Annotated in this window: 20 protein-coding genes; 10 read left to right on the top strand and 10 right to left on the bottom strand. The window is 65.3% G+C overall.

The genetic code is table 11. The features are described from left to right. Nucleotides 1-4: 4 nt before the first annotated feature. Complete coding sequence (locus tag HB634_RS09850) at nucleotides 5-430, bottom strand: MAPEG family protein (protein WP_063572439.1); 426 nt, start codon at nucleotides 428-430, stop codon at nucleotides 5-7. Between the two features lie 109 nt (nucleotides 431-539). Between HB634_RS09850 and HB634_RS09845 the strand changes: the two genes are divergently transcribed. Both HB634_RS09845 and HB634_RS09840 read left to right on the top strand, forming a co-directional pair. Beyond that, nucleotides 540-1,412, top strand: coding sequence for a neutral zinc metallopeptidase (locus HB634_RS09845; protein ID WP_213948435.1), 873 nt, complete (start codon nucleotides 540-542; stop codon nucleotides 1,410-1,412). A 12-nt stretch (nucleotides 1,413-1,424) separates the two neighbouring features. Beyond that, nucleotides 1,425-1,769: a YkgJ family cysteine cluster protein gene (locus tag HB634_RS09840; protein WP_213948434.1), complete on the top strand. Its 345-nt coding sequence runs from the start codon at nucleotides 1,425-1,427 to the stop codon at nucleotides 1,767-1,769. A 933-nt stretch (nucleotides 1,770-2,702) separates the two neighbouring features. Here HB634_RS09840 and HB634_RS09835 read toward each other — a convergent pair. After that, complete coding sequence (locus HB634_RS09835; protein ID WP_213948433.1) at nucleotides 2,703-4,592, bottom strand: DEAD/DEAH box helicase; 1,890 nt, start codon at nucleotides 4,590-4,592, stop codon at nucleotides 2,703-2,705. A gap of 148 nt (nucleotides 4,593-4,740) precedes the next feature. Here HB634_RS09835 and fghA point away from each other — a divergent pair, with 148 nt between their 5' ends. Further along, on the top strand, nucleotides 4,741-5,589 hold the full coding sequence (gene fghA / locus HB634_RS09830; RefSeq protein WP_218625448.1) for an S-formylglutathione hydrolase: 849 nt from the start codon (nucleotides 4,741-4,743) through the stop codon (nucleotides 5,587-5,589). Then, on the top strand, nucleotides 5,586-6,140 hold the full coding sequence (gene rimJ, locus HB634_RS09825; RefSeq protein WP_213948432.1) for a ribosomal protein S5-alanine N-acetyltransferase: 555 nt from the start codon (nucleotides 5,586-5,588) through the stop codon (nucleotides 6,138-6,140). The genes fghA and rimJ overlap by 4 nt, the downstream gene beginning before the upstream one ends. Nucleotides 6,141-6,148: 8 nt before the next feature. Here the strand turns inward: rimJ and HB634_RS09820 are convergent, their stop codons facing one another. The 3 genes from HB634_RS09820 to HB634_RS09810 form a co-directional block, all read right to left on the bottom strand. After that, the gene (locus tag HB634_RS09820) at nucleotides 6,149-7,591 is read right to left on the bottom strand and encodes a DEAD/DEAH box helicase (RefSeq protein WP_213948431.1); all 1,443 of its coding nucleotides are present in this window, start codon (nucleotides 7,589-7,591) and stop codon (nucleotides 6,149-6,151) included. A 240-nt stretch (nucleotides 7,592-7,831) separates the two neighbouring features. Beyond that, nucleotides 7,832-8,494 (bottom strand): class I SAM-dependent methyltransferase, encoded by a 663-nt coding sequence (locus tag HB634_RS09815; protein WP_213948430.1) that lies wholly within the window; start codon nucleotides 8,492-8,494, stop codon nucleotides 7,832-7,834. Between the two features lie 63 nt (nucleotides 8,495-8,557). Further along, nucleotides 8,558-8,839, bottom strand: a complete 282-nt coding sequence (locus tag HB634_RS09810; protein ID WP_063573596.1) for a hypothetical protein — start codon at nucleotides 8,837-8,839, stop codon at nucleotides 8,558-8,560. A 150-nt stretch (nucleotides 8,840-8,989) separates the two neighbouring features. Here HB634_RS09810 and HB634_RS09805 point away from each other — a divergent pair, with 150 nt between their 5' ends. The 3 genes from HB634_RS09805 (at nucleotide 8,990) to HB634_RS09795 (ending at nucleotide 11,924) form a co-directional block, all read left to right on the top strand. Next, nucleotides 8,990-10,204, top strand: coding sequence for an MFS transporter (locus HB634_RS09805; protein WP_213948429.1), 1,215 nt, complete (start codon nucleotides 8,990-8,992; stop codon nucleotides 10,202-10,204). 74 nt (nucleotides 10,205-10,278) lie between these two features. Continuing rightward, nucleotides 10,279-10,767: a peptidylprolyl isomerase gene (locus tag HB634_RS09800; RefSeq protein WP_063573598.1), complete on the top strand. Its 489-nt coding sequence runs from the start codon at nucleotides 10,279-10,281 to the stop codon at nucleotides 10,765-10,767. A gap of 956 nt (nucleotides 10,768-11,723) precedes the next feature. Next, nucleotides 11,724-11,924: a hypothetical protein gene (locus tag HB634_RS09795; protein ID WP_063574382.1), complete on the top strand. Its 201-nt coding sequence runs from the start codon at nucleotides 11,724-11,726 to the stop codon at nucleotides 11,922-11,924. 64 nt (nucleotides 11,925-11,988) lie between these two features. On the opposite strand, the gene HB634_RS09790 is transcribed toward HB634_RS09795, so the two are convergent. From HB634_RS09790 to HB634_RS09770, 5 genes are all read right to left on the bottom strand, one after another. Beyond that, entirely contained in the window at nucleotides 11,989-12,915 is a 927-nt protein-coding gene (locus tag HB634_RS09790; protein ID WP_213948428.1) for an MASE1 domain-containing protein, read from the bottom strand. A 157-nt stretch (nucleotides 12,916-13,072) separates the two neighbouring features. Then, on the bottom strand, nucleotides 13,073-13,477 hold the full coding sequence (locus tag HB634_RS09785) for a DUF6326 family protein (RefSeq protein WP_063573836.1): 405 nt from the start codon (nucleotides 13,475-13,477) through the stop codon (nucleotides 13,073-13,075). Then, nucleotides 13,474-14,178, bottom strand: coding sequence for a DUF4386 domain-containing protein (locus HB634_RS09780; protein WP_063573835.1), 705 nt, complete (start codon nucleotides 14,176-14,178; stop codon nucleotides 13,474-13,476). The genes HB634_RS09785 and HB634_RS09780 overlap by 4 nt, the downstream gene beginning before the upstream one ends. Nucleotides 14,179-14,318: 140 nt before the next feature. Beyond that, entirely contained in the window at nucleotides 14,319-14,771 is a 453-nt protein-coding gene (locus HB634_RS09775; protein ID WP_063573834.1) for an organic hydroperoxide resistance protein, read from the bottom strand. A gap of 128 nt (nucleotides 14,772-14,899) precedes the next feature. Then, nucleotides 14,900-15,478 carry a C40 family peptidase gene (locus HB634_RS09770; RefSeq protein WP_063574371.1) on the bottom strand — a complete coding sequence of 193 codons (579 nt, stop codon included), beginning with the start codon at nucleotides 15,476-15,478 and terminating at the stop codon, nucleotides 14,900-14,902. 132 nt (nucleotides 15,479-15,610) lie between these two features. Here HB634_RS09770 and HB634_RS09765 point away from each other — a divergent pair, with 132 nt between their 5' ends. The 3 genes from HB634_RS09765 to hutG all read left to right on the top strand — a co-directional run bounded on the left by HB634_RS09765 (nucleotide 15,611) and on the right by hutG (nucleotide 19,145). Then, on the top strand, nucleotides 15,611-16,870 hold the full coding sequence (locus HB634_RS09765; protein ID WP_213948427.1) for an FAD-dependent oxidoreductase: 1,260 nt from the start codon (nucleotides 15,611-15,613) through the stop codon (nucleotides 16,868-16,870). 84 nt (nucleotides 16,871-16,954) lie between these two features. Beyond that, complete coding sequence (gene gorA, locus HB634_RS09760) at nucleotides 16,955-18,319, top strand: glutathione-disulfide reductase (RefSeq protein WP_157503999.1); 1,365 nt, start codon at nucleotides 16,955-16,957, stop codon at nucleotides 18,317-18,319. 16 nt (nucleotides 18,320-18,335) lie between these two features. Then, a complete protein-coding gene (gene hutG / locus HB634_RS09755; RefSeq protein ID WP_213948426.1) occupies nucleotides 18,336-19,145 on the top strand; it encodes an N-formylglutamate deformylase in 810 nt (269 codons plus the stop codon). Nucleotides 19,146-19,203 lie beyond the last annotated feature (58 nt).

Below are 19,203 nucleotides of genomic sequence, written 5' to 3'. Positions count from 1 at the left end.
CCGGTCAGGCGGCGGCTTCCTCGGCCGGCGCCGCATTGTTCTCCATGATGGCCATGCCGATCCCACCGGCGGCCATCAGCATCAGCACTGCCCAGGCGATCATCGACACCATGTAGCCCGGGCCGCGGCGCGAGGCTTCGCGTGCATAGGCCCAGGCGTACCAGACGCGGCCGACGAGCCAGATCAGCCCGGCGATGCCGGCCCAGAGCGGGTCGGCGTATTGGGCAGCCAGCCAAAGCGCGGGGATGAACATCACCGCGTTCTCCAGGGTGTTCATCTGTACCCGCCAGGCGCGTTCGAACGCCGGGTCGCCGGAGATGGATGGCGCCTTGATGCCGTAGCGATGACGCGCCCGACCCACCAGCCACACGGTGGCGAACATCAGGAGCAGGGTGAGCAGGGTGACGACGGCGGGGAGCTGACTGGTCATGAAACCTATCCGGAGGAGCGTATTCAGCCGCCGAGTCTAGCGGTTCTGGTCCATGCGATCATGCCGACCGTGTCTCGCTCCGGGGACACACCCATGGGAGGAGGGCGCCATGCTCTGGCAAAAAGGCCGTAGAAGCGACAACGTGGAAGACGCGGGTGAAGGCGGTGGTGGCGGAGGCCCTTCCTTCGGAGGGCGGGGTCTCGGCATCGGCGGCATCATCATCCTGGCTATCCTTGGCATGGTGTTCTACAAAGACCCCACGGCTCTGCTCGGGCAGGGCGAGCCCGGTGCGGCACCCCAGCAGCAAACGCAGTCGGCACCGCACCAGGCGGCGTCCAGCGACCCTCAGGTGGACTTTGTCCGCGCCATTCTCGGCGAGACCGAAGACACCTGGGGTGAGATATTCGCGGCCAACGGCCAGACCTACGAACGCCCGAAGCTAGTGCTGTTCCACGGCGGTGTGCGCACGGCCTGTGGCTCGGCCTCGTCGGCGGTGGGACCGTTCTATTGCCCGGGCGACAAGAAGGTCTACCTCGATCTGGATTTCTTCCAGACCATGCAGCAGCGGTTTCATTCGGCGGGCGACTTCGCCCGTGCGTATGTCATTGCCCATGAGGTTGGCCATCACGTGCAGAACCTCGTCGGCGTGTTCGACAAGGTGAGCGATGCGCGCCGTCGTGGTGCCCGTATGGAAGGTGCCACAGGGCTTTCGGTGAGGCAGGAACTTCAGGCCGACTGCTTTGCCGGGGTATGGGCTAACAAGTCCCAGCAACGCCAGCAGTGGCTGCAGTCCGGCGATGTCGAGTCGGCACTCAACGCGGCCACCGCCATCGGCGACGATACGTTGCAGGAGCAGTCGCAAGGCAGGGTCGTGCCCGACTCGTTTACGCACGGCACCTCGGCGCAGCGCGTGAAGTGGTTCAAGACGGGTCTCGCATCCGGTGACATCGGCAAGTGCAACACTTTCTCCGGTTCGATCTGACACAAGCGACGTATGACCCATCCCTGTCTTCTCTGTGGCGCGTGCTGCGCAACGTTTCGTGTGGCCTTCCACTGGATGGAAACCGATCTCGCCGGCGGCATCGTGCCGTCGGCGCTGACCGAAAACCTCGATCCGCACCGGGTCAACATGCACGGCACCAACGCCTATCAGCCGCGCTGCAAGTCGCTGGTAGGCGAGGTGGGTGTGGCTGCGCACTGCGGCATTTATGAAGTGCGTCCGTCGCCCTGCCACGACCTGAAGCCGGCATGGGAAAACGGCGAGCCCAGCCCGCAGTGCGACAAGGCACGCATCAAGCACGGCATGCAGCCGCTCACGCTCGCTGACTTCGGGCGTTGATCTGGCGCGTTGGAAGCCGCGAGGTTGCGTGTGTTCGAGCAAACAACCAGCACAATGCAGCACCGCTTTTGTAGGAGCCGCTTCAGCGGCGAGCCCTCAGCGGTCATCGTCGCGAACGATAAAAAGGTTCTTCGCGGAATGCCGGGGACGCCGAAGACGGTGAGGCGCAGAGCCTTCGGCGTGTAGACGTGGCGGCGCAGAGCCTTCGGTGCGCAGGCGTAGCGGCGCAGAGCCTTCGGTGCCCACCCTCGCTGCTCAGACACGTCCTCCGCGTTTCGTACCGGAAAGTCCGCTGCGCGGACCATGTTCTTATTGGCCTGCGGCCGCTCCACTTGTGCGGAACTCGCCTCGAGGGTGGGCACCGAAGGCTCTTCCCATCCCTGAGGTTCGTGTGGGTCGAGCCGAAGCAACGCTGCTTCGGCTGCTGGCTCGTCGGCATCGCGGAACGGTCAACCGCGTCGCGCCGGTCGCGATCGTCCGCGCGAGGCGGCGCAGTGGCGAGGAAGGCGCTCCCCGAGCCGGAATGGTCGTACCAGCGCGACTGCCGTGACAGCCGACTTCGGCGGCCACCCCGCCCAACGGCTCTCCTTCCACTGAACCGTATCGTCGTGAGAGACCTTGGTGTCCACCCTCGAGGCGAGTTCCGCACAAGTGGAGCGGCCGTAGGCCAGTTAAGTACATGGGCCGCGTGAGCGGCCTTCCCTTTCGAACGCGGAGGACGTGTCTGAGCAGCGAGGGTGGACACCAAGGTCTCCCCGCGAGACGCCCAAGTGTACGAAGCGACGGCGAAGCCAAGCCCGCGAGGCCGAAGGCGAGCCATGCGCGAGTTGCGAGTTGCGAAAGAATGCCCCGCCCGAAACCCGAGCGCCCGGGCCCCGGTAATCCGCGAAGAACCGCAAAAAAGGCACCCGAAGGTGCCTTTTTTGCGGTTACTCAGTAATCGCGCTTCTTGCGCGGCGGCTTGCCGCCACCGGGACCGGCTGCGCCGCCCGGACCACCGGGGCGTGCACCCTGGGGACGGAAGCTGCGCTGCGGCGGACGCGAAGCGTTGCCGCCGTTACCACTCTGCGGGGCTTCGACGCCGTCCCACTCGGCGATCTTCAGCTGCTGCTGGGCGACCCACACCTTCTTCAGGTGGGTGAAGATCTCCGGCGGCATGCCCTCCGGCAGGTCGATCAGGCTGTAGTCGTCACGGATGCTCACGCGACCGATGAACTTGGCCTCGACGCCGCCCTCGTTGGCGATGGCGCCGACGATGTTGCCCGGCTTGACGCCGTGCTCGTGGCCCACTTCGATGCGGTACGTGCGCTTGCCGGCTTCCGTGGTGTGCGGACGCGGCTGGCGCATGCCTTCGCGAACCGGACGACGGTCGTTGAAGTCACCACTGCCCTCGCTGCGCGGACCGCGATCGCGGTCGAAGTCGCGCTGAGGACGCTCGCGATCGAACTCGCGCGGCGGACGCTCGGTGTATTCGCGCTTGGCCGGCGGCTCGAGCAGCAGCGGCTGGTCGCCCTGGGCGATCTTGGCCAGTGCCGCGGCGATTTCGGTGGCGGGAATGTTGTGTTCCTGCTCGAACTTCTCGACCATCTGCTGGAACAGGCCGAGGTCGCCCTGCGCCAGCGTATCGGTGATCTTCTGGTTGAACTTGTTGATGCGCGTGTCGTTGACCGCTTCGATCGTCGGCAGCTGCATCTGTTCGATCGGCTGACGCGTGGCGCGCTCGATCTGGCGGAGCAGGTTCTTCTCGCGCGGGGTGACGAAGAGGATCGCCTCACCACTGCGACCGGCGCGGCCGGTACGGCCGATACGGTGCACGTACGACTCGGTGTCGTGCGGGATGTCGTAGTTCAGCACGTGGCTGATGCGCTCGACGTCGAGGCCGCGAGCGGCAACGTCGGTCGCGATGAGGATGTCGAGCTTGCCGGACTTCAGGTTGTCGATCACGCGCTCACGCTGCGCCTGGGCGATGTCACCGTTGATCGCGGCGGCCAGGAAGCCCCTTGCCTGCAGCTTGCTGGCGAGTTCTTCGGTGGCCTGCTTGGTACGGGTGAACACGATCATCGCGTCGAAGCTTTCGGCTTCGAGGATGCGGGTCAGCGCGTCGAGCTTGTGTATGCCGCTGACGAACCAGTAACGCTGGCGAATGTTCGCCGCGGTCGTGGTCTTGTTCTTGATCGTGATCTCGATCGGGTCTTTCAGGTAGGTCTGCGCGATGCGACGAATCGGCGCCGGCATGGTCGCGGAGAACAGGGCGACCTGACGGGTTTTCGGCGTGGCCTGCAGCAGCTTTTCGACGTCGTCGATGAAGCCCATGCGAAGCATTTCATCGGCTTCGTCAAGCACCAGGAAGCGCAGGCCGGAAAGGTCCAGCGTGCCCTTGTCCAGGTGGTCGATGACGCGACCCGGCGTGCCGACGATGACCTGCGCGCCGCGCTTGAGACCCTGCAGCTGCGGGCCGTAGCTCTGGCCGCCGTAGATCGGCAGGACCTGGAAGCCGGGCATATAGGTGGCGTATTTCTGGAAGGCTTCGGCGACCTGAATGGCGAGCTCGCGGGTGGGCGCGAGAACCAGCGCCTGCGGCTTGCCGGGTTTCAGGTCGATGCGCGACAGCACGGGCAGCGCGAAGGCAGCGGTCTTGCCGGTGCCGGTCTGCGCCTGGCCGATGACGTCGCGGCCTTCGAGCAGCGGCGGAATGGTGGCGGCCTGGATCGGCGACGGCACTTCGTAGCCGACTTCGGCCAAAACGCGCATCACTTTTTCGTCGAGCGCGAGCGCGCTAAAGCCGGGCTGAGCCGGAGCGTTATCTGTATCGGGGGATGACATGGCGACCTCGAAGAGGGGGCGCGGCGGCGGAAGCGGCGCCGGGCAGTAGCGGTATTGTAGCAGCGATGGGCGCCCGGTGAGGCGGGCCATAGCCACTTGTTGCGTCGGCGTTACACTTCCCGGTCAGCTTTCGTACGGAGAGAAGGGCATGACGACGATCGAGACGGTCTCGGAACAACGCTGCTTCGGCGGCATCCAGGGGTTCTATTCCCATGCATCCGAAGCGTGCGGCGGTACGATGCGTTTTGCGGTTTTCATGCCTCCTGCGGCCGAAAACGGGCCTGTTCCTGTCCTGTGGTACCTCGCCGGTCTGACGTGTACCGCTGAAACTTTTACGATCAAGGCCGGCGCGCAGCGAATCGCTGCGGAGCTCGGCATCGCGCTAGTGATGCCGGATACGAGCCCGCGGGATACGGGCTTCCCCGGCGCCACCGGCGACTGGGAATTCGGTGAGGGCGCAGGCTTTTACCTGGACGCCACCGAAGCACCGTGGTCTTCACGTTTTCGCATGTACAGCTACGTCGTCGACGAACTGCCCCGCGTGGTGGCGGAACGATTCGCATTGGACATGAGCCGGCAGGGCATTTTTGGCCATTCCATGGGCGGACACGGTGCATTGACCATCGCACTGCGCAATCCCGGCCGTTACCGTTCGGTGTCAGCGTTCGCACCTATCGTCGCGCCCGCCAGCGTGCCGTGGGGCGAGAAGGCATTCCCGCGCTATCTCGGTGAGGATCGCAAGGGCTGGGCCCTGCACGATGCCACCCAGTTAATCAGGGACGGCGCCCGTTTCGACGGCCGGATCCTGATCGACCAGGGTGAAGCGGACGGCTTCCTGACGAAGCAACTGCAGCCCCAGCGATTCGAGGCGGCCTGCGAAGAAGCGGGCCAGCTGCTCCAGTTGCGCATGCAGCCTGGCTACGACCACAGCTACTACTTCATCCAGACCTTCGTGGAAGACCACCTGCGCCACCACGCGAAGGCGCTCGCTGCATGAGCGAACCCATCCGCATGCGGACGCCAAGAACGGTGATCCGCCTTCTCGATCCGGAAGAGGCCGAATTATTGCGCCGCTACCGTGTGGAGAATCGCGAGCACCTGCGACCGTGGGAGCCCTTGCGGACCGAAACGCACTACACCGCGGAAGGCTGCCGGCTCGCCATCGAGGCGGGCCTCGAAGCGGCGAGGGCGGATCGCGGATTTCCGTTCGTCGTACTGACGCCCGACGGCAGCGAAATCATCGCGACATTCACACTTGCCAACGTCGTCCGTGGCGTCTTCCAGGCCTGCCATCTCGGCTACGGCATCGCGCGAAAGCACGAAGGCCAGGGCCTCATGGTCGAAGCCCTGGACGCCGCGATCCGTTATGCGTTCGGCCCTCTGGACTTCCATCGCGTGATGGCGAATTACATGCCGCGCAATGACCGGAGTGGCCGCCTTCTCGCGCGTTTAGGCTTCGAGAAGGAAGGCTATGCCAAGCGCTACCTGAAGATCGAGGGGCTGTGGGAAGACCACGTGCTTACCGCGAAGATCAGGGCGCAGGGCTGAGCGAACGATCAGGCCTTGTTGGTGGCCGGACCCGTACGCTGACGACGACGCTTGTGGTTGCCGGTGTTCTCGCCGGTACCTGCGGGCGAATGGCTGTGCGGACGGTGCGACGACGGCCGGCCGGCCGTGCCACCCGCGCTGCCACCACCGGCTGCGCCCTGGCGACCCTGACCGTTCGACGGCGAACGGCCCTGGCCGCCTGCCGAGCGACCCTGACCACCACCCGAGCGGCCCTGGCCGACCTGGTTGCGCGAGGCCTGCGGCTGGCGCGGCTGCTGCTTTGGACGCGGCGCACCGGAATCCATGCGCAGCGGCGTGCTCGGCTCGAAGCCGGGGACGTTGCTGACTTCGAGATCGGTCTTGAGCAGACGACCGATGTCGCGGAGCAGGCCCGACTCGTCATGGCTGACCAGCGAGATGGCCTGGCCTTCAGCGCCCGCGCGGCCGGTCCGGCCGATGCGATGCACGTAGTCCTCGGCCACCATCGGCAGGTCGAAGTTGATCACGACCGGCAGCTGGTCGATGTCGATACCGCGCGCGGCGATATCGGTCGCCACGAGCACGGTGACGCGGCCGGTCTTGAAGTCGGACAGGGCGCGCGTACGGGCGTTCTGGCTCTTGTTGCCATGGATGGCAGCGGCCTTGATGCCGGCCTGTTCCAGGTGGCGTACGAGCTTGTCGGCGCCGTGCTTGGTGCGGCCGAAGACGAGCGTCTGGCGGCGGCTGTCCTGCGACAGGATGTGCAGGAGCAGGTCGCGCTTGTTCGCCGCATCGACCGGGTGCACGCGGTGCGTGACCAGGGTCGCGACGGAGTTGGCCGGCGTGGTCGACACTTCTTTCGGGTCGCGCATGAACTGCTGCGCAAGTGCCTTGATTTCCGGCGCGAACGTAGCCGAGAACAGCAGCGTCTGACGCTGGCGCGGCACGGCGGCGAGGATGCGCTTGAGTGCCGGCAGGAAGCCCATGTCGAGCATGCGGTCGGCTTCGTCGAGCACCAGGATGTCGACCTTGGAAAGGTCTACCGAGCGCTGCTGCATATGGTCGATCAGGCGGCCCGGCGTAGCGACGACAACGTCGACACCGCGGCGCAGTGCCTGCAGCTGGTTGCCCATGCCAACGCCGCCGAAGATGACGGTGCTGGAGAGGCGCACGTACTTGCCGTAGTCGCGCAGGTTTTCCTGCACCTGGGCGGCAAGCTCGCGGGTCGGGGTGAGGATCAGCGCGCGGATCGGGCGACGCGTGTCGCCACGGTCATCTTTGGAAAGCAGCTGCAACAGCGGCAGTGCGAACGCGGCGGTTTTGCCGGTACCCGTCTGGGCGGCGGCCATGAGGTCGTTGCCGGCGAGGACAAGCGGGATCGCTGCGGACTGGATCGGGGTCGGCTTTTCATAGCCGGCTTCGGAAAGGGCGCGCAGCAACGCGGGCGCAAGGCCCAGCGAATCGAAAGACATGGAGTGAAGCTCCTGCGTGACTCGAGCGTTCCCTGGAACCGCACTACGAGTCGATGGATTGGCGGCCGCTAACCATGACGAAGACAGCAGGCTGGCCGGTGTCGAGCGCGCTTCCGAGGGTGGGGGAACGGGCGGGAGATTCTCCACGCCGGGGGTCCGCAAGGGAGTCGGAGCGCAAGCACGACCCGCCGAGTATACCTTATTGCGGCGCACAATGCCCAATGGCGGCTGACCGCCCGATCAGTTCTGCCGGGAAGCCGTCATCAGGTAGCTGTTATAAGGCGTCCGCCCGAACAGCGGCCGGAAATCCACCCGGATCCCCCGCGGCTCCAGCACCCCGCGAATATCGTCTTCGGTCGGAAAATACTGGGCCCCGCCAGGGATCCAGCCCACCGCCTCGATGAATTTCTCCTCCCACACGGTGGCCCGATAGCGCCAGGTACCGTCCCGGATCACGTTGCGCAGGATCAGTACGCCGTCGTCGGCAAGGTGGTCCACGGCGTAGGCCAGCAGATCCGCCTGGCGGTCCTCTGGCAGGTAATGCAGGACATCGAGCATGGCCACGTGCCCGCGGATGGCCTGGGGCGTGGTGGCATCCACCTCGCTGAGGGAAATGCTCGCACCCAATCCTGCCCGGTCCGCGGCAGCCCGCCCCATGGCGATCTTGTCGGGGTCGTGATCGAGCCCGAGGTAGCCATCCAGCGCGTCGCAGGCATGCAGGTAGTGGCCGAGGATGCCCAGGCCGCAGCCGATGTCCAGCAGGGGCAGGCGCCGACCGGCGATGGCGGTCGCCGTGGCGGCATAGACGGGGTCGGTGGCCAGTTTGCCGTGGATGTAGATCCGGTCGCGGCGGCGACTGAACCGCGAGGCGATGCGTCGCCGTGTGCGGCTTTCAGGAGTCATAAGCGTAATTTCCGTCCTGGAAAGAGCCGGGCACGTGTGCCGTACCCGGCCGATTCGGAATAACTAGTGCTTCTGAAGCGGATTATCCTTCGACAGATACGCGTTGTATTCCTTCTCGTCGATCTTCCCGTTGTGGTCCATGTCGTTGTCGCCGATGTGCATGCGAAGCTGCTTCAGGCGCTCGTTATCCTTGGGGATATCGCCGCGCGTGATGTACTTGCCGTCCTTGGAGATATCCGAGAACGCTGGCGCATCGTTGGGGCCGGCGGTGTCCTGCGCAATGGCGGTGCCGATGCCGAGGCCGGCGATCAGGGCGAATGAAACGAGCGAGTACGAAAACTTCATGAGTCCTCCGTCTGTCGTGGAAAGGCGTCCGTCGAGGGACGACGCGCCCCAGTGTAACCACGCCTCGTGGTCCCGTCGTCAAGCGGTCGTTGGATTTTCGCCCGCTGTGTTAACTTCGGCGCCGCCCGAATCCGCGTTGAGGAATATCTGATGCCGCTTCCCGCCGCGCTGCGCGAACTCGATTCGACCCAGCGGCACACCGTCATCGCCAGCTTTCTTGGCTGGACCCTCGACGCGTTCGATTACTTCCTGCTGACCTTCGTCATCCTCGCCGTGGCGACGGAGTTCCATGTCTCCAAGCAGGAGGTCACCTACGGCCTGTTCCTGACCCTGGCCGCCCGGCCGATCGGTGCGCTCCTTTTCGGCCGGCTTGCCGACCGCTACGGCCGCCGCCCCGTGCTCATGTTCGACATCGTGCTGTTCTCGGTGCTCGAGGTAGCCTGCGCGTTCGCGCCGACGCTTGGTGTCCTGCTTGGCCTGCGTTTCCTCTTTGGCATCGCCATGGGCGGTGAGTGGGGTATCGGCGCGTCGCTGGCGATGGAGTCCATTTCGGCTAAATCGCGGGGTTTCGTGTCGGGCCTGCTGCAGAGCGGCTACCCCTGCGGCTTTTTCCTCGCCGCCCTGGCCAACTGGTTGCTGGTCGACCACATCGGCTGGCGTGGCCTTTTCATTGTCGGTGCCGCGCCCGCGCTGCTCGTGCTGTACATCCGCCGCAAGGTGCCCGAATCGCCGGTATGGGAAGGTCGGCGTACCGAGGCCCGCGAAAGCGTGTTCGTCTCCATGCGGGGCAACTGGAAGCGGTTCGTCTACATGATGCTGCTGATGGCGGCCTTCAACATGTTCAGCCACGGCTCGCAGGACATGTACCCGACCTTCGTGCAGGAGACGCTGAAGATCCCGGCTGGCTCAGGTACGGCCTTCATGCTCACCGCGCTGCTCAACCTCGGCGCGTTGTTCGGCGGCCTGACCTTCGGCTCCCTCTCCGAGCGCATTGGCCGGCGCAAGGCCATCATCATCGCTGCCCTGTTGGCTATCCCCGTGATCCCTCTGTGGACCTACGGCGGTTCGTTGCTCTTCCTGGGCCTGGGTGCGTTTCTCATCCAGGTCATGGTGCAGGGCGCCTGGGGCGTCGTGCCCACCCACCTCAACGAGCTCTCGCCGGACGCCGTGCGCGGCACCTTGCCCGGCTTCGCCTACCAGATGGGCAACCTTTTGGCGGCCATCACGGCGACCGCCCAGACCTGGATAGCGGGCCAGCGTGGCGGTGATTTCGCATTCGCCATGTCCACCTGGATCGGCGTGGTGGCGCTACTGCTGGCGCTCCTCACCTGGCTGGGGCCGGAGGCCCGTGGCGTGGGATTCTGAAAGAAGCGTGATCCGGCGTGACGCCGGGCCTCGCGGCCGGTAAAATGCCCGGTTTTCATCCGGTAGAAACGATCATGCAGGCTGGCAAGGACAAGGTCATCTCGTTCCACTACACCCTCACCGTCAATGGTGAGCAGGTCGAAAGCTCGGTGGAGGGTGGTGAGCCGCTCTGGATCCTGCTCGGTCACGGCCAGCTGATCCCGGGCCTGGAAGCCGGCCTCGAGGGCAAGTCCGTCGGTGACACCTTCGACGTCACGATCGAGCCGGAGCAGGGCTACGGTCCGCGCCAGGACGGCCTGACCCAGCGCGTCCCGAAGAAGTACTTCCCGCAGCAGGGCAAGGGCCTCAAGGCGGGTGCGTCGACCGTCCTCTCGCTGAAGGAAGGCGGCAGCCGCGTCGTCGTCGTGCAGAAGATCGGCTCGAGCGTCGTCGACGTCGACCTCAACCACCCGATGGCCGGCAAGACCCTGACCTTCCACGTCGACGTTCAGAGCGTCCGTGACGCGACGCCGGAAGAGATCGAGCACGGCCACGCGCATCCGAACGGCGACGCTGCGCACTGATCGACTCGCTCAGCGCAACACGAAAGGCACCTTCGGGTGCCTTTTTTTTGGGCTCTTCGCGGACTACCGGGGCCCGGGCGCTCGAGTTTCGGGCGGGGCATCTTTCGCACCGCGCACCTCGCACCTCGCGCATGGCTCGCCTTCGGCCTCGCGGGCTTGGCTTCGCCGTCGCTTCGTACACTTGGGCGTCTCGCGGGGAGACCTTGGTGTCCACCCTCGCTGCTCAGACACGTCCTCCGCGTTCGACAAGGAAAGGCCGCTCACGCGGCCCATGTACCTACTGGCCTACGGCGGCTCCACTTGTGCGGAACTCGCCTCGAGGGTGGACACCAAGGTCTCTCACGACGATACGGTCAGCGGGAAGGAGAGCCGCTGGAGTGCGTGTGGCCGCCAACTCGGACCGTTACGGCGGTCGTGCAGATAAGTCATTCCCGGCGCGGCGCGCGTTTTCCTCGCCGCTGCGCTGCCTCGCGCGGACGATCTCGACGGGCGCGCTGGGGGTCGAACGTTTGGCGATGGCGATGGCGACGAGCCAGCAGCCGAAGCGGCGCTGCTTTGTCGGCTCGACCCGCACGAACCTCAGGGATGGGGAGAGTCTTCGGTGCCCACCCTCGAGGCGAGTTCCGCACAAGTGGAGCGGCCGTAGGCCAATAAGAACACGGGCCGCGCAGCGGCCTTTCCGGTACGAAACGCGGAGGACGTGTCTGAGCAGCGAGGGTGGGCACCGAAGGCTCTGCGCCTCCACGTCTGCACGCCGAAGGCTCTGCGCCTCACCGTCTTCGGCGTCCCCGGCATGCCGCGAAGAACCTTTTTTTCTGCCTACGGGTTGGGAGTGAACGTATTCGGCAAAGGAGCCCGATCGGTGCCGAATCGGCCCTTTCTTCAGTCAAACGGGTGCGATTATCGCGCTGCACGCGGAATCCCGCGGGCATATCCCTCAGACAAAGGACACTCCCATGAAAAGCATCCTGCGCGTTGTATCGCTCGTCGTCGTCTCCTTCGCCGCTACGTCCGCCTTCGCAGCCGGCGCTCCGTCCTCCACAGCCCAGCGCATCCAGAACGCCAGCGTGGCCGCGCAGGCAGCGCAGCCGTCGGGCCGCACCGCCCCGGCGGTTCTCGTGAAGTGCACCAATCCGCGCGAGTGCAGCGTGGGCTGAGCGTCAGGTCGTCGAGCGGCGCGACCCACCCTGAATCTGGGTCGCGCCGCTTATTTTCCGGCGTTTACCGCTTGATCGAAGGGTGCGACAGGCTTCGATCCAAAGCCGTGTGCGACCTCTTGATTCCCACGATCAGGCTGCCAGAGATCACCAGGGCAAGGATCACCTGGGTACGGATCATCGCCGGATCCAGGAGCGTCGCCGATGTCGTGGCCAGGGCGATGCTGCTGAGCATTCCTGTGATCGCCGTTCCCTTCCAGCCATGCCGGGCCGTCAGCGCGATGACCGGGACAGCCATGCCGAGGCGCAGTACATCCAGGCTGAGGCCGGACGACACGGAAGCGACCGCCGCAAAGACGAGCAGCAGCGGCAGCGCACCCAGGGCGACGTCGCGGGTCAGTCTGCTTTCGAAGAAGCGTTTCCAGGAAAGGTTCTCGCGGAACCCTTCCCTGAGAACCAGGAGCATCGGTGCCAGGCTGAGCGCCCCGAGGTAGGCGCCGAGGACGTACGCCAGAAGATCGATCAAGGCTTCGGAACGCCATGCGTCCCACCCATCCGGGGTCACGATCAGCGCGGCGAACACGGCCAGATCGGTTCGCACCGCGGTAATCAGGGCGCAGACGAGGGTGGCGAACAGGATCGTGGTCGCGTTGAGCTGCCCGTTGGCGTCATAGAGCGGCATCTTCTCGCGAATGGCCTTGACGAAAGGCATGCACAGCGGGATGAAGGGGATGGAGGAGACGCAGGTCCACGCCCAGCCGAAGTCTGCTTCGTGGAGGAGGGCATTCTGCACGACCGGCAGGGACTCCCCGAGAATCAGGGCGGGCCAGAACCGGTAAGGGACGAGCAGCAGACAGCCCAGGCGAAGCCCGGCGGTGAGAATCCAATGCGAATAGGAGAAATACCGGGTCACCTCGTAGCACGCGGCATACGCGGCGGCCACGGCCAGGATCTGTCCCCATGATGCTCGCTCGCTCGTGGCTCCCTGCATTCTGCTCGCTCCCCAGCGATGTCCTCTCACGTCGTTAATTCGAAATACCCAGCCCCGGGCGCTGCCGGCCCGCGTCATGCCGCATGATGTGGGCGCGCGGAGGGAATGGGAAGGCCGCCCGGCGACAATTCCCCCCGATTGCCGAATTTACATCATCCTAGACCTTCGGCCACCGCCATGCGTGTACGACCACGGCAGCGGTCAGCAGCACCTCGATGACACCAAGAACGAGGTAGAACGCCGGCGCCCCGGGCATGGTCAGCAGCATGATCAGCGTATAAAACAGGCCCAAGACGACGTTCGCCCAGCGGCAGAGGCTGGCTGGCAGCGCCAGGGACCCGAAGATCATCAGCGCCGGGACCGCCATCAGCAGGCTGACGCCCACCAGGATGCCCGGTGTCGTCGGCCCTAACGGGCCGAAGTTGCCGGCGATCATGTCCTGAATCCGGCCGGCGGCGAACAGGCCGAAGTAGTCACCGTAGATGTAGCAGGACATCAACGAGGCCCATAGGCCGGCCAGCTTGATTCGTACAGAGGGTTTGGCGTCTTGCAACATACTCATTGGGTTTTGTTCCCGGTCAGGATGAAACGCCGCGCGCCGAAGACGAGCAGCCAGAGCATGAAGGCGACTTCGCCCAGCTGGAGGGGGAAGCACGCCGTGTCGAGGCTGTCCGAGAGCTGCGGCATGACGAAACCCGCGAAGCTCTGTGCAACGTAGGCAAACGCATTCAGCATCAGCCACACGGCCAGTACGCGCGGAAGGAAACCACAGCGCCAGACAAGGATGGCCAGGGGTATGAGCCACAGTCCCCACAACATTTCGGCAGCGGTGATGACTTCGCGGTGCACGCGCAGGAACAGCATGGCCAGCGATTCGCGCTGCGCCTGGCTGAAGGCATCGAGGAAGGGGGCCCCGCGTACCAGGACCAGAGCCGCGGCATCGTTGGCGGTGTTGATGAAATAGATAGCCGACGGCAGCAGGCCGCCGAAGATCACCATCGTCACGGCTAGCGTAGGCCCCGCGGACTTGAGCAATCGGTGGAGCGCCAGCACAACGAAAATCAGCATGGTTCCGATGAACAGGTCGCCAAACATGCCCCAGCGAAACAGCGTCTCGTGCGCGGCGATGTTCGTAGCGGTTTCAGCCGGGTTACCGCTCACCAGGAGCGCGCTCGGTATATAGATGAGGCGGAGCGGACCCACCAGGCAGATCAGCAGGTACGTGAATCCGGCCAGGCGAGCGTCCCTGTTGAGCGGTGTCATGGCGATCCCCTTCGCGACGGTGGTCCGACCAAGGGAAGGTGCGCTCGTCTGACGTTGCTGCCACGTGCCGGAAGTCGTGCCAGATAACGAAAACGGCGCCCGAAGGCGCCGTCCGTTGAATCGCTTGGCAGAAGGAGCGCTTAGGCGACCGTCTTGCCGTTCACCGAGATATCGACATCGACATTGCCGCGGGTGGCGTGGGAGTAGGGGCAGACCTTCTCATGAGCGGTCTTGACGATCTCCAGCGCGGTGGCGTCGTCGACACCCGGCAGGCTCACTTCGAGCTTCACCTTGATGCCGAAGCCGGAGTCGTTGCGCGGGCCGATACCGACCGAGCTGGCGACCGAGGCGCCGTCGACCTTGACCTTCTGCTGGCCGGCGACGAAGCGCACGGCACCTTCGAAGCAGGCGGCGTAGCCAGCGGCAAAGAGCTGTTCGGGATTGCTGCCACCGCCATTGCCACCCATTTCCTTCGGCAGGCGCAGGTCGAGCTTGATCAGGCCGTCGTCGCTTTCGACGTGACCTTCGCGGCCACCGGCGACCTTGGCGTGGGCGGTGTAGAGGACTTCTTTGAGGTTCGAGAGGTTGCTCATGATCAATGTCCTTGGCGTTCGTGATGGGAGAGGGCGCCGGGTTGCCGGGCCACGAGAGATAGTTAAGCACGCAATTAAATAGCGCGCAATTTAAATCACGTGAAGAATGGGTTCTCGTTGCCGTCCGTTCAGTTTAGGACGCGGCGACCGTAGACGAAGTTTTCCTTCCAGTACGCGCCGTCGAGGTCGTCGAGACGTACGGTACCGCCGGAATTGGGTGCGTGCACGAAGCGGCCCTTGCCCACATAGACCCCCACGTGGGTCACATGTCCGCGGCCGAAGAAGACCAGGTCGCCACTGGCGAGCTGCGACTCGTCGACCTTGGGTTTGTCCAGCGCGGCCATCTCGCCGGAGGTCCGCGGGAGGCGCACGCCGGTCGACGTCAGGTAGATGTAGTTGATCAGACCGCTGCAGTCGAAGCCGCCCTGCGGTGTGTTCCCGCCCCAGCGATACGGTGTGCCAACGAGGCCGATCGCACGAAACAGAACGTCATTGGCCGCGTCGGCGGGCGGCGCCTCGGCCGGGCGGTTGGACCAGGAAAGATTCTTGGCCAGGGGCACGGCGGAGGCCGGATTTCGCTGCTGTGACGATGAACGCCTGGGCGGCGCACTGCTGCATGCCACCAGGAGGCTCATCGCCACCGCGAGCGCGAACGGGGCGAGGAAGCGGGCGGGGCGGAGCGAAGGAAGTGGAGCAGCGGCGAACATCGGGCGTTTCCCCCTGTAGGAGCAGCGCGTCGAGGTTATCAAATCAATAGGTTGCGTGGAATACCTCGCAAAGAGCACGAATTCATCCGGCGGACAGGCCGCGGGGCCGCAGCCGGCCGTTAAACTTCGTGCATGGATAGATCCCGAAGCGACGTTCTGATCATGGGCGGGGGAGTGATTGGCCTGGCCTGCGCGCTGTACCTGCTCAAGGCGGGAGCGAGCGTGCGGGTGTTGGAGCAGGGCTTGCCCGGTAACGGCGCCTCGCATGGCAACTGCGGCACGATCACGCCCAGTCACGCGGGCCCGCTGACCATGCCGGGCATGATTGGTACGGCGCTCCGCTCGCTGCTGCGCCGTGATGCGCCTCTTTACGTGAATCCCCGCCCGGACCCGGCCCGGGCACGCTGGCTGCTCGACTTCGCCCGTCACTGCACCTGGCGCGATTACCACTACGCAGGCGAGGCACGAGGCGCGATTCTCAACCGTTCACGGGCCTTGCTCGGCGAGCTCATCGCCGACGAAGGCATCGTTTGCGAATTCGAGGAAGTGGGGGAGCTATACGTTTACCGCGACGCCCGGACGATGCAGGATGACCGCCCGCACGTGGAACTCCTGCGCCGCCTTGGGATGGATGTGCAGGTCCTGGCAGGCGATGACGTACTCACGCTCGAGCCCGCCCTGCGCGAAGGCGTGGTGGGCGGCCTGCTCCACCCCGGTGATGCCCGGCTGCGCCCGGATCGCTACGTGGCCGAACTGGCCCGGCGGGTGCGTGAGCTCGGCGGAGCGATCGAAACCGGCGCGCGCGTGGACGAGTTCGTCCTGGAAGGCACACGCATTTCGCACGTGCGTACGACCGGCGGCGTGTTCAGCGGAGACCGCGTGGTGATGGCGCTCGGCGCATGGTCTCCCCTGGTCGGCAAGCTGCTCGACATCCGCCTGCCGATGCAGCCGGGCAAAGGCTATTCGCTCACCTGGGACCAGCCGCCCGAGCGCGTGCCGACGCACTCGCTGGTCCTTCGTGAGGCTGCTGTCTGCGTCACGCCATGGGCGTCCGGCTTCCGCCTCGGCAGCACCATGGAATTCTCCGGCTTCTCGGAAGGGCTCAACCCTGTTCGCCTGGATGCGCTGCGGCGCGGTGCCGCGACTTACCTGCACGAACCCGAAGGGCGTGGCGAGATCGTGCCCTGGTGGGGCTGGCGGCCGATGAGTGTGGACGAGCTGCCGATCATCGGTCCGAGCGCGCACTGGTCGAATCTCACCTATGCCACCGCCCACGGCATGCTCGGCATCAGCATGTCCGCCGCCACCGGTGAGCTGGTGGCGAGCCTGCTGTCCGGGCCTGCGCCGGTTCTCGACCCCACGCCCTATTCGCCAGCCCGCTTCGGCCTCTGATCGCCCGCTTCGCCGATGAATCGGCTCCTATAACAGCGGCCGCGTGTTTGCTACGGTGGCGCATTGACCCTGCTGGAGCGATGCATGACCGTGGAAGCCTTCGACCTCATCGTGATTGGCGGTGGCTCGGGTGGTCTCGCCGCCGCGATCCGCGCCTCGAAGCTCGGTGTGAAGGTCGCGCTAATCGAGCCAGGCGAACTCGGTGGCACCTGCGTGAACGTTGGCTGCGTCCCGAAGAAGGCCATGTGGTACGCGGCCCAGATGGCCGAAGCGCAGTACATCGCGATGGACTACGGCTTTCACGACACGCCTGGCAGCCTGGACTGGCCACGCTTCATCGAGCGGCGCCAGGAATACATCGACCGCATCCACGGCAAGTACCAGCAGGCGCTCGACCTGGGTCACGTTACCGTCGTGCGAGAGACCGGGCGTTTCGTCGGCAAGGGAAGGGTGCGTGCGGGCGCACGTGAACTGACAGCACCGCACATCATCATTTCGACGGGATCGAAAGCGAAGCACCTCGACAAACCGGGCTTCCACCTCGCCATGGACTCGGACGGCTTCTTCGACCTGCGAGCCTGCCCGCGCCGCGCCGCCATCATCGGCGGTGGTTACATCGCCGTCGAGCTGGCGGGCGTGCTTCGTGCGCTCGGCTGCGACGTGCACATGTACGTTCGCGGCCGCCTCATGGGAGGCTTCGACGAGGAGATGGCGTACGGCCTTGGCGAGGAGATGGAGCAGCACGGTATTCGCGTTCACTACGAGTGTCAGATCGTGGCAGCGCACGAGGCCGATGGCATGATCCTTCTCGACTGCGATCGCGGGGATCATCCTGGACCCTTCGAGGCCCTCATTGTCGCCATCGGCCGCGAGGCGAATACCGCGGCGCTCGACATCGGGACCATTGGCCTGGCCACCACCGGGGTGGACGGACACATCGCGATCGACGACTGGCAGAACACCAACGTCGAAGGGGTTTATGCCGTCGGCGATGTGACCGAACGGATGGCGCTGACCCCGGTGGCTGTGGCGGCGGCGCGTAAGCTCGTCGACCGCCTGTTCGGCGGCAAGCCGGAATCGAAGCTCGACTACCAGAACATTCCCAGCGTGGTCTTCTCCCACCCGCCCCTGGGCACGATCGGCATGTCGGAGCAGCAGGCTCGCGAGGCCTACGGCGCCGATGTGCACCTCTACAAGCAGTCTTTCGTACCGATGCAGCTGGCACTGGCCCGACGGCCTATCACCACGCGGTTCAAGCTGATCTGCGTGGGCAAGGAATCGCGGATCGTCGGCATGCAGATGCTGGGCCCGGGCGTCGACGAGATCCTCCAGGGCTTTGCCGTGGCGATCAAGATGGGCGCCTGTAAATCCGACTTCGACGATACCCTGGCAGTCCATCCGACATCGGCCGAAGAGATGGTGCTGATGGGCGATCGGGTCCCCGGATGAGCGTTACACTCTGCCCATGATTCCCTACACCCTTCATCGCGGCACCGCGCCGCTCCTGGTCAGCCTGCCGCACAACGGTAGCGCTATTCCCGATGACATGGCCGCCCGCATGAAGCGCCGGGCGCGGGGTTCGGTGGACACCGACTGGCATGTTGCCGAGCTTTACGACTTCGCCCGCGAAATGGGGGCGAGCGTGATCAAGCCCTTCGCCTCCCGTTTCGTGGTGGACCTGAACCGCCCGGCCGATGGCCACCTGCTTTATCCGGGAAAGAACGAGACCGGCCTGGTTCCCACGGTGCTGTTCGACGGTCGCGAGATCTACCGGCCCGGCGCCGAACCCGATGCCGCCGACATTGCCGACCGCGTCGAGCGCTGGTGGAAGCCGTATCACCAGGCCCTGGCCGGTGAGCTGGCCCGCCTCAAGGCCGAGTTCGGGCATGTCGTTTTGTGGGAGGGCCATTCGATCCGCAGCGAAGTGCCCATGCTCTTCGACGGACGCCTGCCCGACTTCAACCTCGGCACCGCCGATGGCGCCAGCTGCTCACCTGGCCTGCAGGCGCGCGTTGCCGCCGTGCTGGAGCGTCAGGAAGACTATTCGTTCGCCGTGAACGGCCGCTTCAAGGGCGGCTACATCACCCGCCATTACGGCCGCCCGGCCGAAGGCGTGGACGCCATCCAGCTCGAGCTCGCCCAGCTCAACTACATGAACGAAGATTCGTTCGAGTATTTACCGAAGAAGGCCGCACAGGTGCAGGTGCTGATCGGCGACATGCTAAGGGTGTGCCTCGAGGGCGCTCGCCGCCCAGTGGCCGATGATGCCCGATAGGGCTCACCAAGGGTCCTAGCCCCGGTCCCTCCTACCGAGCGGGGGCGGGTTGCCGAGC

This window comes from Luteibacter sp. dw_328, from assembly GCF_018449605.1.
Lineage (GTDB): Bacteria > Pseudomonadota > Gammaproteobacteria > Xanthomonadales > Rhodanobacteraceae > Luteibacter.
The sequence above is the reverse complement of the archived record's forward strand: the minus strand, read 5'-3'. Positions and strand labels throughout refer to the sequence as shown.

Coding starts and splice junctions, on each gene's coding strand:
- HB634_RS09850 (WP_063572439.1), bottom strand. CDS start 430: ATGACCAGTCAGCTCCCCGCCGTCGTCACCCTGCTCACCCTGCTCCTG.
- HB634_RS09845 (WP_213948435.1), top strand. CDS start 540: ATGCTCTGGCAAAAAGGCCGTAGAAGCGACAACGTGGAAGACGCGGGT.
- HB634_RS09840 (WP_213948434.1), top strand. CDS start 1,425: ATGACCCATCCCTGTCTTCTCTGTGGCGCGTGCTGCGCAACGTTTCGT.
- HB634_RS09835 (WP_213948433.1), bottom strand. CDS start 4,592: ATGTCATCCCCCGATACAGATAACGCTCCGGCTCAGCCCGGCTTTAGC.
- fghA (WP_218625448.1), top strand. CDS start 4,741: ATGACGACGATCGAGACGGTCTCGGAACAACGCTGCTTCGGCGGCATC.
- rimJ (WP_213948432.1), top strand. CDS start 5,586: ATGAGCGAACCCATCCGCATGCGGACGCCAAGAACGGTGATCCGCCTT.
- HB634_RS09820 (WP_213948431.1), bottom strand. CDS start 7,591: ATGTCTTTCGATTCGCTGGGCCTTGCGCCCGCGTTGCTGCGCGCCCTT.
- HB634_RS09815 (WP_213948430.1), bottom strand. CDS start 8,494: ATGACTCCTGAAAGCCGCACACGGCGACGCATCGCCTCGCGGTTCAGT.
- HB634_RS09810 (WP_063573596.1), bottom strand. CDS start 8,839: ATGAAGTTTTCGTACTCGCTCGTTTCATTCGCCCTGATCGCCGGCCTC.
- HB634_RS09805 (WP_213948429.1), top strand. CDS start 8,990: ATGCCGCTTCCCGCCGCGCTGCGCGAACTCGATTCGACCCAGCGGCAC.
- HB634_RS09800 (WP_063573598.1), top strand. CDS start 10,279: ATGCAGGCTGGCAAGGACAAGGTCATCTCGTTCCACTACACCCTCACC.
- HB634_RS09795 (WP_063574382.1), top strand. CDS start 11,724: ATGAAAAGCATCCTGCGCGTTGTATCGCTCGTCGTCGTCTCCTTCGCC.
- HB634_RS09790 (WP_213948428.1), bottom strand. CDS start 12,915: ATGCAGGGAGCCACGAGCGAGCGAGCATCATGGGGACAGATCCTGGCC.
- HB634_RS09785 (WP_063573836.1), bottom strand. CDS start 13,477: ATGAGTATGTTGCAAGACGCCAAACCCTCTGTACGAATCAAGCTGGCC.
- HB634_RS09780 (WP_063573835.1), bottom strand. CDS start 14,178: ATGACACCGCTCAACAGGGACGCTCGCCTGGCCGGATTCACGTACCTG.
- HB634_RS09775 (WP_063573834.1), bottom strand. CDS start 14,771: ATGAGCAACCTCTCGAACCTCAAAGAAGTCCTCTACACCGCCCACGCC.
- HB634_RS09770 (WP_063574371.1), bottom strand. CDS start 15,478: ATGTTCGCCGCTGCTCCACTTCCTTCGCTCCGCCCCGCCCGCTTCCTC.
- HB634_RS09765 (WP_213948427.1), top strand. CDS start 15,611: ATGGATAGATCCCGAAGCGACGTTCTGATCATGGGCGGGGGAGTGATT.
- gorA (WP_157503999.1), top strand. CDS start 16,955: ATGACCGTGGAAGCCTTCGACCTCATCGTGATTGGCGGTGGCTCGGGT.
- hutG (WP_213948426.1), top strand. CDS start 18,336: ATGATTCCCTACACCCTTCATCGCGGCACCGCGCCGCTCCTGGTCAGC.